Source organism: Maricurvus nonylphenolicus, from assembly GCF_042854845.1.
Classification (GTDB): domain Bacteria; phylum Pseudomonadota; class Gammaproteobacteria; order Pseudomonadales; family Cellvibrionaceae; genus Maricurvus; species Maricurvus nonylphenolicus.
In genome coordinates, this window is the sequence record NZ_AP031498.1 from 4498946 (window position 1) to 4515873 (window position 16928).

Here is a 16928-nt window from a genome sequence, read left to right on the forward strand (position 1 = left end):
CTACCCCGTGGCCCTGTTGTTATAAGTGTGGTTTATAGAGGGTTTTTCAGAACTTTTGTCGGTGACTTCTGTAATGCCATCTGCGGCGGCAACCCGCAGCACTTCTTCAATCGACGTTTCACCTGCAAGCACCCGCGCCCTACCCGCCGCAAGAATACCATCACCTTGCTGCCGGGCATGGATTAACATGGTTCGCTCGGTTGCGCCCTCGTAAATCATCTGCCGTAATGTTTCATCAACGTCAATCATCTCGTAGATGGCGGTACGGCCTTTATAACCCGTGTGATTACAGTGAGCACACCCCTGAGCGCTAAAGACACTGGCACCAGACTCAAGTTCTATAACCCGAGCTTCCGCCGCGCATAAACTGTGGGGCTGCTTGCAGTGTTGACACAGTAAACGTACCAGGCGCTGGGCAACCAGTACTTCCAGACTTGATGCCAACAAAAACGGTTCGATCCCCATATCCTGCAAACGAGTAATGGCACCGATCGCCGTATTGGTATGCAGCGTCGACAATACCAAGTGACCGGTCAGGCTTGCTTGAACAGCAATCGAGGCGGTTTCACTATCACGAATTTCACCCACCATCACCACATCAGGATCCTGACGCAGAATTGCGCGCAAGCCGCGGGCAAAGGTCATATCCACTTTGGCATTGACCTGCGTCTGACCAATCCCCGGAATCAAATATTCGATAGGATCTTCAATGGTTAATATATTGCGACCTGGGTGATTGATATGACTAAGGCCAGCATACAAACTGGTGGACTTACCGGAACCGGTTGGCCCGGTAATTAAAATAATACCGTGCGGTTTATGCAGTCCGCGCTGAAAGCCGGCCTCAACCGCCGCAGGCATAGACAATTGAGCCAACTGTAAATGACCTGCTGCCTGATCCAGCAAGCGCAGCACAACGCGTTCGCCATGGGCAGAGGTGAGGGTCGACACGCGAATATCTACTGCATGCCCCGCCAGTTTTACCGTGATACGGCCATCTTGCGGTAAACGCTTCTCGGCAATATCGAGACGCGCCATTACCTTGAGACGCGACACCAGCACCGGCGCCAACTCCGGGCGCGGTGAAAGCATTTCGGTAAGAATACCGTCAACGCGAAAACGGATAGCGACCCGGTCTTCGAAGGGCTCGATATGAATATCTGAAGCTTTAGCCTGTACCGCCTGGGACAATAAGGCATTGATTAAACGAATCACTGGTGCATCATCGGCGCCAGCCAATAGATCCGTATTCATATCCAGATCTTCTACCAGCGCGGAAAGATTATATTCTTCGCCTAAATCTTCTGCGGCACTGAGGGCGGCATTATCATCACTCTGGTACTGCTGAGTTAAACGCTGATTGAACTCTTCATCACTGATGGCCTGCAAGCTAAATGTTTGCGGCATTAATTTTCGCTGCACTTCCAATAGTACAGACAAGGTTAATCCCGGGCGATAATACAGACACTGCTCATCTAACAGGACACCATGATGAGAAGCAAAGCCAAATGACAAATCAGAACTCATCGTCAGCTTCCTCTTCGCCTTCTTCATCAGTTCGTTGGCTAACTGCAGGAATCTCTGGCAGCAATGAATCCGTTACCTGCGGATCAACAATAATAGGCCCCAGATCACGGTGGTTAATTTGTTTATCCCTGATATAGCTGTATTTTTCCGCTGTGGCACCGGTTAAGGCTTCATCATCACGGATGACCGTTGCGCGAATAAACACCATCAGATGGGTTTTATTAATTTGCTTGGAGGTGGAACGAAACAGTCGACCAAACCAGGGGATACTGCCCAGTACAGGCACCCGTTGCTCAAAGGCTTGCACATCATCCTTAATCAAACCACCCAATACCACGACCTCACCGTCCTTGGCCATAATGCGTGTACTAATTTTGCGCTCATTGGTAATAACATCGGAGGCATTAATGCCCGTAGCCCCACTCAGACTGGAAACCTCTTGCACGATATCCAGCACCACACTATCGCCTTCATTGACGTGAGGGGTAACTTCTAATTGAATCCCGACATTTTCCCGCTCAATAGTTTGGAATGGATTCTGTGGATTTTCACCACTTCCGGTTGAGGTATAGGAACCGGTAACAAAGGGAACATTTTGTCCCACGGAAATGGCCGCTGGGTGATTATCCAGGGTGAGTAAATTGGGTGTGGATAAAATATTGGCACCGGTATCCTGCTGCAATGCCGAAATCAGTAATAGAAAATCACTGTTATCCCCGGCACGGCCAACGCCAATGGTTTGCCCAGCCAACGAGGTCAAAGCACCAATCAAGCTTTCACCATCGTCATCATTACCTTCATCAACGATACCATCAGCAATGGATCTTACCGCCCCGGAACCATCACCAATAATCGAGCTGCCAAAGCCATTACTCTCGTTGCGATACAACCATTGGATGCCCAAATCACGTCCGGAAATATCCGCCATCTCAACAATAATGGCTTCCACCAAAACCTGGGCACGACGTATATCCAAACGTTGCACTACGGGTAACAAAGCTTGCAAACTTTCCGGGTCAGCGGTGATCAGCAGCGAATTGGTATCCTTATCCGCTTCGATCGTGGCGCGGCCAACCGCATGACCGCTACCACCACGCTCTGGCGATAGCTTTTTCATATTCTCAACCACGCGGGACAGCACCTTGGCGACTTGTTCGGCGCGGGCGTATTCCAGATACACAACCCGCACACCACCATTCTGGGCCTGAGGCTGATCCAAACGCTGTATCAGTTGCTTGACCCGCTGACGCTGTAAATCATCACCACTGATCAGTACACCATTACTGCGCTGGTCAGCCACAAAGAGTAGAGTTGCATCACCACTACCCTTGCCCAGTTCTGTACTTTTTAGTTTGGTAAGAATACGCACCATTTCTTCTGCGGATGCATAGGACAGAGGCACCAACTCGGTTTTTTCTACAGCGGCCGTATCAATACGGGCAATAAGATCTCGTACCCGCTGAATATTGGCTCGGGTATCAGAAATAATAATGGCATTACTCGGGGCATAGGCCGCCAGGTGTGCATGCGCAGGTACTAGAGGACGTATCACAGGCAAGACTTTTACAGCGGTAATGTTTTGCAACTCAATCACCTGGGTTACTTGTATATCACTGTTCTTTCCACCGACAATATCCCCACCGACACGGTCATCAAGCAATGGCACAGGTGTTGTTCGCACATCTTTAGCAGGAATCACTCGCACCACATCACCAACACTCACGGCGGCAAAACCATGAATTTCCAACACCGATAAAAACAGGTTGTAGAGTTCCTCACGGTTCACCTGTTTGGCCGAAATGACTTTAACCCGTCCTTTTACCTGCGGATCAATTACCAGTGTTTTGCCTGTGGCTTCAGCCACAAACTTAATCACTTCCTGAATATCAGAGTCCTTGAAATTCAGCGTCCAGGTAGGTTCGGAGACAACCTGCTGATTTTCCGGGGCTTGTTGTGCAAACGCCTGGGGACCAAATAAGAAACTGCCGCCAGAAACAGCAACGCAACATAATATCCAAGCACACCAATGGGGCAGCACAATAAAACGACTCACTTGCACGCACTAACCCTCAAGCTGCTGTAAATCAATCGATAGGTTAAGCGGTTTTCCGCCACGTAGAATATCCAGTGTGGCAGAACGAGTGCCACGCAGATCCCGATAAACCTGCATGGCTTTGGCGGAACTATCGAGAGACAACCCGTTAACCGCTACGACAATATCGTTAGCTTGCAGGCCCAAGCGTTCAAATAATTTTCGCTCCTGGCCAGGACGGATTTTATAACCAATAACCTCTCCGGCCTGGCGGGCCATACTGAATTTAATAAGACGATCCAAGGTAATATCGCCAGCAGCTATATCAGACACAACTTGATCAGACACAGCTTGCGAGCCAGCCGGTACAACTACCGGTGTTTTTAGATTTGCCACCACTTTTGTCTCATCCTGATAGAGCCACAGGGATTCATAGACACCTCGATTATCCAGTATGACTCGACCAGGCAGTATTTTGACCACGCGTACATCCCCGACTGACATTTTGGCCTCGCCAGCCCGGATGGTTTTTGCATCACTTGTCGCCGACACCGGCAATAAATCACCCGGCGCGTAAAGCGATTGATGATTGCCACTGGCGATAATAGCTCTTGCACCATTTTGCTGCGTGCTGGCGATAACACCATTGAGCAATAAGTGGAGCTTGGTGTCGACAGCCTTATCCTCAACGGCAGGCAACACAGGTTTAACGGATGCAATTTTCTCTGAATGTTGAGAAAACAGCTGCAACCCCTGAAGATGAACCAGGGCTTGCAGACTGACATGAGAAGAGCCCAGTGGATTTGAAGCTTCCGTTGTTATCGACTCTAAGAGTGTTAGATTAGCGGGGGCAGCTGTTTGACGGAAATCTGGAACGGATATCCCAGGATTAAACAACAGCCAGAACAAACGGGAGAAATAAAACGATAATACTATTGAAACAATCGACGTAATTAAAAACTGCCAAAAGAAGACCGGTATTAGCTGAAGGCCATAAACGGCACTCGCCGTACAAGAAGCAAGAGCAGATCGCAGGTCTACAGAGACATCCGTCTCACCTCTAGCCTGACCAACTTCACATTTAGCGTTTTGTCGCGTGCGCGTAGTGGACACAAACAGTTTGTCTCTCAGACTTTGAAAACTGTTTATGCGGCTTAAGCTTTCCAAGCATTTGGACCACAGCACAGACACGTCTGTCACCTCAGCGCACTTCAAGAAAACATTATTTTAAAGGCCAATGTTTTCCAATTCTTCGACCCACGTCCTCTTAGCGTATAAAGTTGTGAGACATAGTCTACAGATTTAAACTGAACATCGAATAGCTAGACTGGATTACTCACCGTGCCGCTAACAATAGGTTCAAAGGCAACATAATTATCCCAACCCGATGCATTGCCTAAACCATTAATGGGGAAATGCGTCGCAAAATTGCCCTGCTCGCCATGCAGCGCCATATAGTTCAGTACAACCATTTCCACCAACAAATTAACATTGTTTGCTCCTGGGCTCGATGCGGTTTCCACATCACCGCTGGCACGCATATAACCAATTTGCTGATGTCGAGCTTGCTCCTCTGGTGTGGCACCAATTAATACTGGCGCCCGACCGGGGTTATACACCAGGAAGAAAGACGCTGCGGTCTGCTGATTATCACCTGTCCACACACCTTTGCCGGCACCATTAACGGTTTCATCGGTCATGCCATTACTAAAAACAGAACCATCACTGCACACATAAACCATAAGCGGCACACCAACCCTGGCGGCATATTCCAGACAGGCGCCAATACATCGTCCCGCACGCAGGTCACGAATCTCTCCAGTAGCCCGGTCGCCAGTATGGTAATCATACCCCCCCATGGTGACGGTACCGGCACCGGAAAAACCATTAACCACTAATTTCATAATCGACGCAGTTTTGCGAAATTCGCTATCGCCAATAAACTCTGCACTGCTGAATACACCTGAAGCGCCGACAATATTAGGATCAATTGCCGGATCTAACGCCGCAGGAACACCAAACTGATCGGCCAGATGAGCACTCTTGCCATACACACAACGAATCAAATCTTTAATGGCGGCATCGTTAGTTGTCCCCGTTGAAATACGCCCCATTTTGTCCTGACTGATGCGATACATGGACTCCATCACGGCAACGGTTTCGTCCTGACTGAACAGACCAACCAAATCCCCCACATCGACAAGTCCCGTCACATCACTGGGGCGATCAACTTTAGTGGGCCTGACTTCTGCGTTAATCATGGCGGCAGGCGCCATAGAATTACCGCCCGATTCACTACTGCGTGAACCTACCAAAGTCACTAACTGACCATCGGCACCCACTCTGTTAATGCCGTACATAGGATTATGGGGATTATTTCCGGTATCATTTTCAGAGCGAGCAGGGATTACAGCACCATTAGTCGTTGCCATAGCCGTGGGGGCTTTTTCCACAATACCGCGCAGCATGGCACTGTCACTGTGGAAGGCGAGCCCCAATTGGGTGTCGACAAAATCGTTGGTACCGGTATTGGGATTGGTAATCGACGGCACCATATCCCCAGGCAATCCCTGCTTGCTGTAACCGGCCGTACTCAAGAAATCCAACTGTCCGCCCTGCTGCCCCACCAACACATTGGAACCTGCAATATTGGCGCCGCCTGCCAAATCAAAACAAATAAACGGAATTTTTCCGGCACCGGTCAGCGAAATATTACAACCGCTTAAATCAATATCACCGGACAAGGCCGCATGGGCTCGTTGCGGACTGGCGAGAAAACTAAATAGCGAGCTTCCCACTGCGGTTCCCATTCCCGCCATAAACCCCTGGCCAATAAAGTCACGACGGCTCATTGGCCGGGCATGGTTATTGTGGGGAATAGCTTCATCCAATTGGTAGGATTTAACCCCTTTGGGCATTCGCTTAAACATAATATTTCCTTTCGCTTCCTACCGTGTTTATTGCATCAGCATCACTGCACTACCAATAGCAGCAGCACAGGTGGCTTTGACCACTTTAATCGTACGGTCTGGTTCTGCAGCACAGGTACCGGGACAAAAAACCGCCATACGGTCCATAAGATCATTTAATTCTGATTCGATATCCGCTGGTAATGGCTGACTTGTCAGGGGTGCACTCACAGGGTATGCCGGTGCACTAACAGGCAGATCATGAGACAGCAGGTTTTCAATTAACGGATCAATCACTGCGGCTCGTCCGGCAATATCAAACGCGTTATCCGGTGTATCGGTAAAATTAAATCCAGCAAAGTAGGTATCACGCAATACGGTATTGGTATCACTGAGCTCCCCCACCAAATTGTTACAGTATTCAACCGCCAACTGGGTAATGCCCATTTGATGGGCAGCCAGGAAGCCATCAATGGTTTCCACCGTAGGCAGCTGCTGTTTTACCTTGTTGTAGGTATCCATAACCTCTGGATCGGTACTGCTTACTCCTGTTACGGCAGCCATCGTTGCGCTGATTTCTTCAAAGGTACGCAGGCCAATAAGTGACTGATCGGGAATATCGGCAGGTGTTGGCACCGGCGGTGGAATGGGTTCGGTACGCACATAGGTCTCCGTCCCCAACAAATCAAATGTCAAAAAGAATTCGTCAATTGTCGGCCCACGATCCAGCTCAATAACCGTTCCTAACGTCGACAACACCTGACGTCCACCAACATAAGCCGCATCGGTCAATGTGAGATCCAGATTTGCATAGGCCTGACCGACATCCGCTTCACGACCATTAACACCTATACGTAATCCCCGCAGGGGAATACTGCCAAGCGTGGCATTACTATCGAGACTGACAAAGAAAGGCGCATTAAACAGATAACCGTAGTTATCAAACTGCTGCACCTCAAAAACGACATAGGCATCAGGAACGGCAATCAGGTGCGAGACACTGAATAACATAAAGAATTTTTCACCCACACCAGCAGCGTGGTTTTGTTGAATATCGGCGACCGACATAGCGCGATTATGTATGGCGAGCAAACGTACACTGCCCTGCCATAAATTATCGTTAGACACCTCATTACCCAATACCAATGCAAAGCTGTCATCCCAGTCGCCCAGGGTGCCGCCACTGCTGGCATCGGCATCTCCGGTGTACTGCCCATTGACATAGATCCGCCGTCCGTTAATCGGGTCGTAGGTTAATACCACATGCTGCAAGGTCGCCTGCAAGCGCTCATCGGCATCCGCTGTGGATAACGCAGGTTGACCGTTGGCATCGGTGACACTGCTACGGTTTAGGAAATCATAGTTATACAGTGTTTGTCCCAAGGTAAAGTTACGCACACTATTACCACCGGAATAACTGACAATCCGGGCGGGACCATCCTGAGTCACATTATCGGGAACCACCCAGGCTTCGATTGAGTATTCATTGGTGGCGGTAATCAAATCATGCAGTTTACGACTTGCTGTCGTTGACCCCTGCGCCTTACCGTCATTGATACGTATTCCCCAGGAACCTTCCCACGCAACATCCCCCACCAGATTCAGGTTAATCGCAGGGTCTATACCACTGGTATCGTAAGCTGTTACACCACTACCGGTTTTGAATTGGTAGAGCGCAATCACATTGGTTTCTACCCGTCCGCCACTACTGGCCACAATGCCATCGTCAGCAAGATTTAATGCCCGACTGATAACCAGCGCAGGATCAACAACCGTCAGCGGAATAGTTGCACTGTAAGCAGTAATAGCGGCTTCCATGGTATCGGCATTATTACTGCAATCACTCCAACAGTTGTGAAATTCATTGCGCAAACGCACGACGAAACGGGAGTTTGCCGGTGTATCCAAATCGATTTTGCTTTTCGCTGCCTCATAGGCGATATCAATATCGCTGCTGGCAAAATAAGGCTGCTGCGGAGTAGCGGCATCTTCAGCATGACACCCCGCACAATAGGTTGTTAACAAGTTATGAACCGGTACAAAATCCGTAGTATTGGCAGGAAAACTTTTACTGGCCCCCACATTTTTCAGCTGAGGAGGCGTTAAGGCCACAACGTTAGCCACACTACCGGATGTCGATGCCCAGGCGCTAATATAGTTGGTGATAATATCGCCACACACACTCGCCGTATCCAACCAACAGTTATGGCCTCCAGCAACCTTGGTGACCATACGCGAGCTGGCGGGTACAGACAGGTTTACAATCGTATTGGCAGCATTGTATGCGGCATTGATATCATCACTGCGAACAAAACTCGGAGCTTGCCCCCCCGTACCATGACAGCTTCCACAGCGATTATCTGCAACCAGATTATCCCAAACGTTAATTTTAAAACTCTGTACATCTGCTGTTTGCGGCGCCGGCCCATTGTAGGTAACCGCGCCTCCACTACCTTGTGGATTGGTATTCACATTCTCTTGCGTTTCTTCACCACTGCCGGAAGCACAGCCGGTATAGCCTGTCAAAAAACTCATAGACAGGGCAACTAAAAGTAATAACCGACATGCACGGCCTACCGATATCGACTGACCGCTACGATCTTTGTTGAAACCTTTACTGTTGGTCTCGCTTTTACACATGCTAACGTACATGTCGATATCCTTAAGGGCCTTTGCAATAATTAGCGGTTTCCGCAAAAACCTGCTTCAAGTTATAGTTGGACGTAAAACTGGTTGTGGTATTGGTAATATGCGTTCGATCGGCGGCATCACCGGGCTCACGTAAACACACTGTGGTAAACACTTTTTCTACCTGACATTGCGCAAACGCCTGACTATGAGCCAATTCCTGTCCCATACTTTTTGCCCCATCACCACTTCCAGACAAGCCACCGTCCCAACCAAGATTGGCATTTGGGCCACTGCGCCAGTAGTTATCCCATTGATCATCCGGGGTAATAAATCCATAGGGGAAATTAGCGCTGTTGATATGGTATTTGGCTTTTACTCTTAAACCTGTGGCAGCATCCAGCTGACCCGTCGTGTTATAACTGATAGCACCATTCACACCATCAGGATCACTATTGGCGTCATAGATATAATCGTAGTAGGCAAACGCCTGTGCCATAGGATCCATTCCATTGTGACAACCGACACAGTTATTTAGAAATACCCGGCTATCACCACCAGGACTGCGTGATACATCTTGACGAATACGATCAGGAGAGCGAGAGGTATCCTGTACCTGTTCCATATCCCGGCATAGATGATTCAACATGGTGAAGCGGAACATCGCGCGATTGGTGCCCGCAATAAAAAATGCTTTTGCTGCAGCACGGGTCGTCATAACACCTGCGGTCGCTGTCGCAGGCAAGCCAGTAACACTTGACTGTTGACGCTGCACCAATCCCGTAGACAGCGCTACCCCCTGGTCTTCCAACTGCTGATACTGGGTATTATTACCATTGCTGTAGGCAGCTAGCCCTAACGCAGGGTCAGCAATATAGATAATATCGCTGTAAAGAATTTGCCGAAAATCCAACTCATCGCGCACCACACCAATCACCGTGGCGGTGTAATCATTTAACGGCTGAAACACATCCTGATCACGGTTGGTCCAGGGTGTCACCCAATTTTTTAATGTAACACGTAGAAAATCCTCGTCGGCCATAGCTGTATAGGCCGCTTGCATATAGTCGCCGGCTTCCAAATCTGCCGCCATGGACAGCAGTACCGCCTCACTAGGCGTCGTACCGACCAAGCGATCATGCATCACCTTGGCCTGTTCTCTAACGCCGGCGTGGGCAACAGTTGCAAGCGCTATTACGCTAAAAAATGAGACACACTGCAAAATTAGTTTGTGATCAACATTCCTCGCCATATGAGAAACAACACGCAAAAGCGAACTACTCGTTAGTGTTTTTTCTAATTTTCCCTTTACCGCATCCCGCTTAGCCATACGCCCAAACCATGTCTAATCACAATTTTATTATGAATATTTTCAATGCAGCTCTGCATCACGATGATGGGAATTATGCCTAGATCATTTGAAAATTCCTGTGTCCGCTTAGAGACAACGGATGATAAACCTGTCGCAACTTTATGTGGAAAATACACCTACAAATAACAAACCTCGACACGATCACAATTTATTTTCACTATCAGAAAATAAAATCGCTTCATGTTAAATGCACATATAAATAAGAAATAACATTTTGCGATCAATGTAAAAATTCGTCACTCAATTCATTACTTTACTGAGATAACGTTACGGGCATCCCACAAATTGCGTGATTGATTCGGCGGAAAAATCAAACCAAGTTAACGAAAATGATAGCCTTGGTCTTGCTGGATATAGCTGAATGAGTAACCCTGGATTTTGCCTGAGCCGCCGTAAGGTTGCTTCACCTTTATTAATTGCTGCCACCCTTACAGCGTTAGCGGGCTGCAAGACCGGTTCTGGAAGCAGCGATGAACAGGAGGCAGATCCCGTGGTGGTTGATCTGCCCATTGCCTATATCCAACGCACCCTGCCCACAGATGATCAAGGCAATCCTGCGATCGAAGACATTTTGTTACCCACTGCCTTTAATCCTGGCGCACGCATTTTCCTTAAAGACAGAGCAACGCCCAGCGCAAATGCTGTTGATATTACCCAAGGGGCATTTAGTGGTAATGATCCCTACGACGTAAAAGGCCTGGAAGTTTCTTCTGATGGTCAGCGTTTATTGTTTTCCATGCGTGCACCTGAAATCCCCGGTCTCGACGAAGAAGATCAACCCACCTGGAATATCTGGGAATACGATCTAACCACCAGCAACCTGAGACGCATCATTACCTCTGACATTAATGCCGAAGGTGGACAGGATCTCGATCCAGTATATCTGCCGGATGGTCGTATCGTGTTTTCCTCTAATCGCCAAAGGCGCAGCAAAGCTATTCTGTTGGATGACAATAAACCACAGTTTGCCGGCCTGGAAGAAGACTTAAATGACGAAGCACTGGTATTGCATGTCATGGAACCCGACGGCACCAATATTCAGCAACTGACCTTTAATCAGAGTCATGATTTACAACCTACTGTGTTGAGTGACGGCCGCATTTTATTTAATCGCTGGGACAATATCGCCAACCGCGACAATATCAGCCTTTATACCGTGAAGCCTGACGGCAGTGAGCTGTCGCTGCATTATGGTTATCACAGTCAGGATACAGGCACGAATAACACCCAGGCGGCTTTCTATCAGCCGCGCCAAGCTCCCGATGGGCGCATTTTGATTTCCCTCAAGCCTCGTCAAAACGACCGCTACGGTGGTGATATTGTATTGATCGATGGCGAAAACTTTACCGATATTAATCAACCGGTTTACAGCAACAATGGTGCGACTGGGCCGGGGCAACTATCGTCTGCGCTACTGGAAGTCACGATTGATGGCAGCCCCTCACCCCACGGAGAGTTCAGTGCAGCCTTTCCTTTTAATGATGGCACGGACCGCCTGTTGGTAAGCTGGAGTCAATGCCGGGTTATAAATCCCGATAACGGACTCTATACCGCCTGCACTGATAGTTTGTTGGCAACGCCAAATATTCAGTTAGCACCACCGCTCTATGGCTTATGGGTTTACAACCTGGAAAACCAGAGCCAGCAGCCGTTAATACAGCCGGAAGAAGGCATTATGTATTCCGAAGCGGTGACCATGGAGCCAACCACGGCACCGACCTTTATTCCTGAACCGGTTATCGGTGTGGATGTGGATGCAACCCTGGTGAGCGAAAGTGTCGGTGTATTACATATTCGCAGCGTCTACGATTTGGATGGAACCGATAGCACACCAGCCGGCATCAGTGTTATGGCTGACCCACAGCAAACACCTGTCGATCAAAGACCAGCGCGTTTTTTACGCATTATCAAAGCTGTAGCCATTCCTGATGATGACCTGGTGGATTTGGACAACAGTGATTTTGGTCGCAGCCGCGCACAACTGATGCGTGAAATTATCGGTTATGTTCCCATTGAACCCGACGGCTCCGTTAAAACCAAAATCCCCGCCGACATTGCCTTTAGCCTTGAAGTGGTTGATGCCGAGGGTAAACGCATCGGTGAACGTCATCAAAACTGGTTGCAGCTTCGTCCCGGGGAAGAACAGGAATGCCGTGGCTGCCACAGCAGTAGCAGTGAATTACCCCATGGCCGCCTGAGTGCACAAGCACCCAGCGTCAATAACGGTTCTCTGGCAAATGGCATCCCCTTTCCCAACAGTGAACCGGCGTTATTCGCTGACCTGGGGGAATCCATGGCGGAAACCTACAGCCGAATCAATGGTGTGCGTTCTCCAAGCGTCGATATTATTTTTGATGACGAATGGACGGATGATTCCGGTGCACTCACCAAAGAACCCAGCTTCGCCTACCGCTACAGTGATTTAAGTAGCGCAGCACCGGTAACGGCCCCCTGCCAAACCAATTGGACATCCCTGTGCCGCACGATTATCCACTATGAGGATCATATCCACCCCATCTGGGAAGTGAATCGTGAAGTACTGGATATCAACAACAACGTTATTGATAATCATACTTGCACCCTGTGCCATAACACCCGCGACAATAACAACGTCCTGCAAGTACCCGATGCCCAGCTGGACCTGACTGGTTCTGCCTCACCGGACGAAGCCGATCATTTGATTTCCTACCGCGAATTACTCTTTAACGATGCCGAGCAGGAACTGGATATTAATGGCGCCCTGATTGATCGCCTGGTGCAAGCCACTGACGGTAATGGTAACCCGCTGTTTCAAACCGACAGTGACGGCAACCTTGTTCTCGATATCAACGGTAATCCCATTCCCATTATGGTCACCGTTAATGTCAATGCAGCCATGAGCACTAATGGTGCCCTGAGCAGCCCGCGCTTTTTCGCTCCCTTCGCATCCGGCGGCAGCCATGAAAACTATTTAAGCGATGCGGAATTAAAACTGATTTCCGAATGGCTGGATATTGGCGCCCAGTATTACAACAACCCGTTTGATGTTCCGATTAACTGATGGACGGTCAGGCTTATAACTCATGAATACAACCGGTAAGCGATCAATTTTATATTTTCCTGAATTACTTCCGGGATTATTCGCGCTTGTCACTTTCTGGATGCTAAGTTCATCGGCGGCGAGTTTTGATGACCTAGCCACAGCTGCAAATCAGGAGAATTCACTCACGGTAAAACCCTATAGTCGCCCCGAGGCGCTGCCAGAGGATATTCTCACCGTCACCGTTGACGACACCTATATTGAAGTTCATACCGGCCCTGGTCGGGGCTACCCGATCTTCCACGTTATTGAACGTGGCGAGATTATTCACCTGCACAAACGTCGTACCGACTGGGTTAAAGTTAGCGATAAACGCAATAACAAACACGGCTGGGTAAAACGTGATGCCCTGAATCAAACTCTCGGCCCTGACGGCGAGCCCTTGTTCTTTGGCGAGCCCGGGTGGGATGAATATATTGCCCGTCGCTGGGACCTTGGTGTCGCCATGGGAGAATTTAAAGGCGCTGACTCTTTAACGCTAAATCTAGGCTATCGCTTTTCCCACAATATCAGCGCAGAAGTGAGAATCAGTCAGGCCACAGGGGAGTTTTCCGACAACACCATTGTTAATGCCGCGGTCATTCACCAACCCTTCCCGCAATGGCGCATTTCGCCTTTCTTTATGCTGGGTGCTGGCACCATTGAAACCCAACCCCATGCCACGCTGGTGCAAACGGAAGATCGCAGCGATACCACCATGCTCGTAGGCGCAGGCGCCTACATTTATTTAAGTCGCCGTTTTGTTATGCGCCTTGAATACAACAACCACTTAATTCTGACCAGCCGCAATGAAAACGAGGAGATAGACGAATGGAAACTGGGCTTCAACGTATTTTTCTAACCTGTAGCGCTGGTCTTTTGATTAGCTTCGCTAATCCGGTCTCTGCTGACAGTGAGAATGATCGCTCTGTACTGGATAAAATCATCACCCCGGATCTTGAACGCCGTGAAATTACCGAAGCGGACCTGGATACAGAAGACTTTGAAATCGGCGCCTACTACGGCGTGATGAATGTCGAAGACTTTGGCACCAATGATGTCACTGGATTCCGACTGGCCTATCACGTTACTGAAGACCTGTTTGTTGAAGCAACCTATGGCTCTACCACAACCCAGGAAACCAGTTTCGAACGTTTGAGTGGTGCCACACAAATCCTTACCGATGACCAACGGGATCTGACCTACTACAACCTGTCAGCCGGATATAACCTGTTCCCGGGTGAAATATTTATTGGCAACAAATGGTCGTTTAATTCTGCCCTGTATATTACGGCAGGCGTTGGCAATACCGATTTTGCTGACGAGGAACACTTTACCTATACCCTGGGCGCGGGTTTGCGTTTGTTAACCACCGATTGGCTGGCCCTGCATTTTGATGTCCGTGGTCATATGTTCGATCACGATTTATTGGGTGAAGAACAAACCATTATCAATCTGGAAACCCATGCGGGCATTACTTTCTTTTTCTAATTTATTCAAAGCGCTACTGCAGTAGGAGAATGCCATGAAAATATTAAAGCCACGAGCATTAAACACAATCCGTATACTGATTGTCGGCAGCGCTTTACTGGCGTGCCTTAATGCCACAGCAGAAACCATTTCCGGTGCAGCACCCGACTTCACCCTAAAAAGCAACGGCGGTAAAAACCTTCGCCTGTCAGAACACCGTGGCGAGGTGGTGATGATTAATTTTTGGGCCTCCTGGTGTGGCCCCTGTCGCCAGGAAATGCCGGAACTGGATAAATTGCACCAACGCTATCAAGACGCCGGTTTCACCGTATTAGGTGTTAATGTCGAAACCGATACCAAAGCGGCCAACAAGTTGCTGAAAAAAATCCCTGTGACGTTTCCTGTGCTCTACGATACCGAAAGCACGGCAAGCAAATTATTTGATGTTGATGCCATGCCCACCACCTTACTGGTCGACCGCAACGGACAACTGCGCTACCTCCACCGTGGTTACAAACCCGGTTATGAGGACAAATACCGCCAACAGATCAAGGAGCTGATCCGCGAATGAACATTATCAAGTGTATATTTATCTCCGGACTGATAGGGATACTCAGTGGTTGTAGCAACTTCTCCCCCTGGGTCAAACCCTATGAACGCCAGAACCTGGCCGACCCGATTATGAGTTTCGAACGCGACCCGGTTTCGACCCGTTATATGAATCACGTCTATGAAGCCCGGGAAGCTGCACGGGGTGCTGAAGGCAGCGCGGGAGGCGGTTGTGGTTGTAACTAACAGACTCACTCGCTCAACATTATTACTGGCAGGATTATTCTTTAGCCTACCCAGTTGGTCTGCAGTACTGCCCGAAGATCGTATTGATGTGCTTTATCACGCCTATGAAGGCGGTGGTGCAGATATCGATGGCCCTTCGGTCCTGGTGCGAAAAGATATTGCCAATACCGTTTCGGTATACGGTAACTACTATGTGGATATGGTGAGCAGTGCATCGATTGATGTAGAGGCCACCGCCAGCCCCTATACCGAAGAGCGAACCGAAAGCAGTGTTGGCCTGGATTACCTCAACGATAAAACCATTTTCAGCCTCAGCTACACCAACAGTACTGAGAACGACTACGACGCTTCTACCGTCAGCTTTGGTATCAGCCAGGATTTCTTTGGTGATTTAACCACATTGGGGTTAGGTTTCAGTGTGGGTAGCGATACCGTGCGCAACAATACCGATGACAGCTTTGAAGACGAAGCCGATCACCGTCGCTACAGTTTAAGTGTTTCGCAAATTCTGACCAAAAACCTGATCGCCAGCGCCGTATTTGAAACCGTCGTTGACGAGGGTTACCTCAACAACCCCTATCGCTCGGTACGTTATCGCGACAACTCTGTACCCACCGGCTACAGCTACGAAGCCGAACTCTATCCGCGCACCCGCAATAGCGATGCCTTTTCATTGCGCGCTATTTACTACCTGCCCTATCGCGCCGCACTGCGAGGAGAATTTCGCACTTTTAGCGACAGCTGGGGCATTAACGCAGACAGTTTTGAAGTACGTTATACCCATCCGTTCGGTAACCAATGGATGTTTGAGGTGAAATACCGGGCCTACGATCAAACCCAGGCTGATTTTTACAGTGACCTGTTTGATTTTAAAGAAGCCACATCGTTTCGCGCCCGCGATAAAGAGCTAAGTAGCTTTACCACCCAGACCTTTGGTATAGGCGTAAGCTATGAACTCAAGACCGGCTTTCTCAATATGTTTGAGAAAAGCACCATCAACGCCTATTGGGACCATATCCAATTTGACTATAATAACTTCCGCGATGTGACCAGCGGTGCTCCGGTAGGCGAGGAGCCTTTGTACAGCTTTGATGCCGATGTAATTCGTTTATATCTGTCGTTTTGGTACTAGGCAGT

Annotated in this window: 12 protein-coding genes; 6 read left to right on the plus strand and 6 right to left on the minus strand. The window is 49.0% G+C overall.

Going from position 1 to position 16928, the window contains the following annotated elements:
• The 6 genes from gspE to ACGHZ6_RS19555 form a co-directional block, all read right to left on the minus strand.
• The gene (gspE, locus tag ACGHZ6_RS19530) at positions 1-1527 is read right to left on the minus strand and encodes a type II secretion system ATPase GspE (protein WP_390615712.1); all 1527 of its coding nucleotides are present in this window, start codon (positions 1525-1527) and stop codon (positions 1-3) included.
• A complete protein-coding gene (gene gspD / locus ACGHZ6_RS19535; protein ID WP_390615713.1) occupies positions 1517-3580 on the minus strand; it encodes a type II secretion system secretin GspD in 2064 nt (687 codons plus the stop codon). Before gspD ends, gspE begins: the two co-directional genes overlap by 11 nt.
• A 9-nt stretch (positions 3581-3589) precedes the next feature.
• Positions 3590-4672: a type II secretion system protein GspC gene (gspC, locus tag ACGHZ6_RS19540; protein WP_390615714.1), complete on the minus strand. Its 1083-nt coding sequence runs from the start codon at positions 4670-4672 to the stop codon at positions 3590-3592.
• Between the two features lie 209 nt (positions 4673-4881).
• Positions 4882-6477, minus strand: a complete 1596-nt coding sequence (locus ACGHZ6_RS19545) for a hypothetical protein (protein WP_390619193.1) — start codon at positions 6475-6477, stop codon at positions 4882-4884.
• Positions 6478-6516: 39 nt separating this feature from the next.
• On the minus strand, positions 6517-9120 hold the full coding sequence (locus ACGHZ6_RS19550; protein ID WP_390615715.1) for a LamG domain-containing protein: 2604 nt from the start codon (positions 9118-9120) through the stop codon (positions 6517-6519).
• Positions 9121-9130: 10 nt separating this feature from the next.
• On the minus strand, positions 9131-10348 hold the full coding sequence (locus ACGHZ6_RS19555) for a hypothetical protein (RefSeq protein ID WP_390619194.1): 1218 nt from the start codon (positions 10346-10348) through the stop codon (positions 9131-9133).
• Positions 10349-10829: 481 nt separating this feature from the next.
• On the opposite strand from ACGHZ6_RS19555, the gene ACGHZ6_RS19560 reads away from it, so the two are divergent.
• The 6 genes from ACGHZ6_RS19560 to ACGHZ6_RS19585 are packed head-to-tail and all read left to right on the plus strand — an operon-like array spanning position 10830 to position 16923.
• The gene (locus tag ACGHZ6_RS19560) at positions 10830-13508 is read left to right on the plus strand and encodes a hypothetical protein (protein WP_390615716.1); all 2679 of its coding nucleotides are present in this window, start codon (positions 10830-10832) and stop codon (positions 13506-13508) included.
• Between the two features lie 22 nt (positions 13509-13530).
• Entirely contained in the window at positions 13531-14388 is an 858-nt protein-coding gene (locus tag ACGHZ6_RS19565) for an outer membrane beta-barrel protein (RefSeq protein ID WP_390615717.1), read from the plus strand.
• A complete protein-coding gene (locus ACGHZ6_RS19570; RefSeq protein WP_390615718.1) occupies positions 14358-15017 on the plus strand; it encodes an outer membrane beta-barrel domain-containing protein in 660 nt (219 codons plus the stop codon). The genes ACGHZ6_RS19565 and ACGHZ6_RS19570 overlap by 31 nt, the downstream gene beginning before the upstream one ends.
• Before the next feature lie 34 nt (positions 15018-15051).
• A complete protein-coding gene (locus ACGHZ6_RS19575; protein ID WP_390615719.1) occupies positions 15052-15567 on the plus strand; it encodes a TlpA disulfide reductase family protein in 516 nt (171 codons plus the stop codon).
• Positions 15564-15791 (plus strand): DUF4266 domain-containing protein, encoded by a 228-nt coding sequence (locus tag ACGHZ6_RS19580; RefSeq protein WP_390615720.1) that lies wholly within the window; start codon positions 15564-15566, stop codon positions 15789-15791. Before ACGHZ6_RS19575 ends, ACGHZ6_RS19580 begins: the two co-directional genes overlap by 4 nt.
• Positions 15778-16923, plus strand: coding sequence for a DUF3570 domain-containing protein (locus ACGHZ6_RS19585; RefSeq protein ID WP_390615721.1), 1146 nt, complete (start codon positions 15778-15780; stop codon positions 16921-16923). The genes ACGHZ6_RS19580 and ACGHZ6_RS19585 overlap by 14 nt, the downstream gene beginning before the upstream one ends.
• Positions 16924-16928 lie beyond the last annotated feature (5 nt).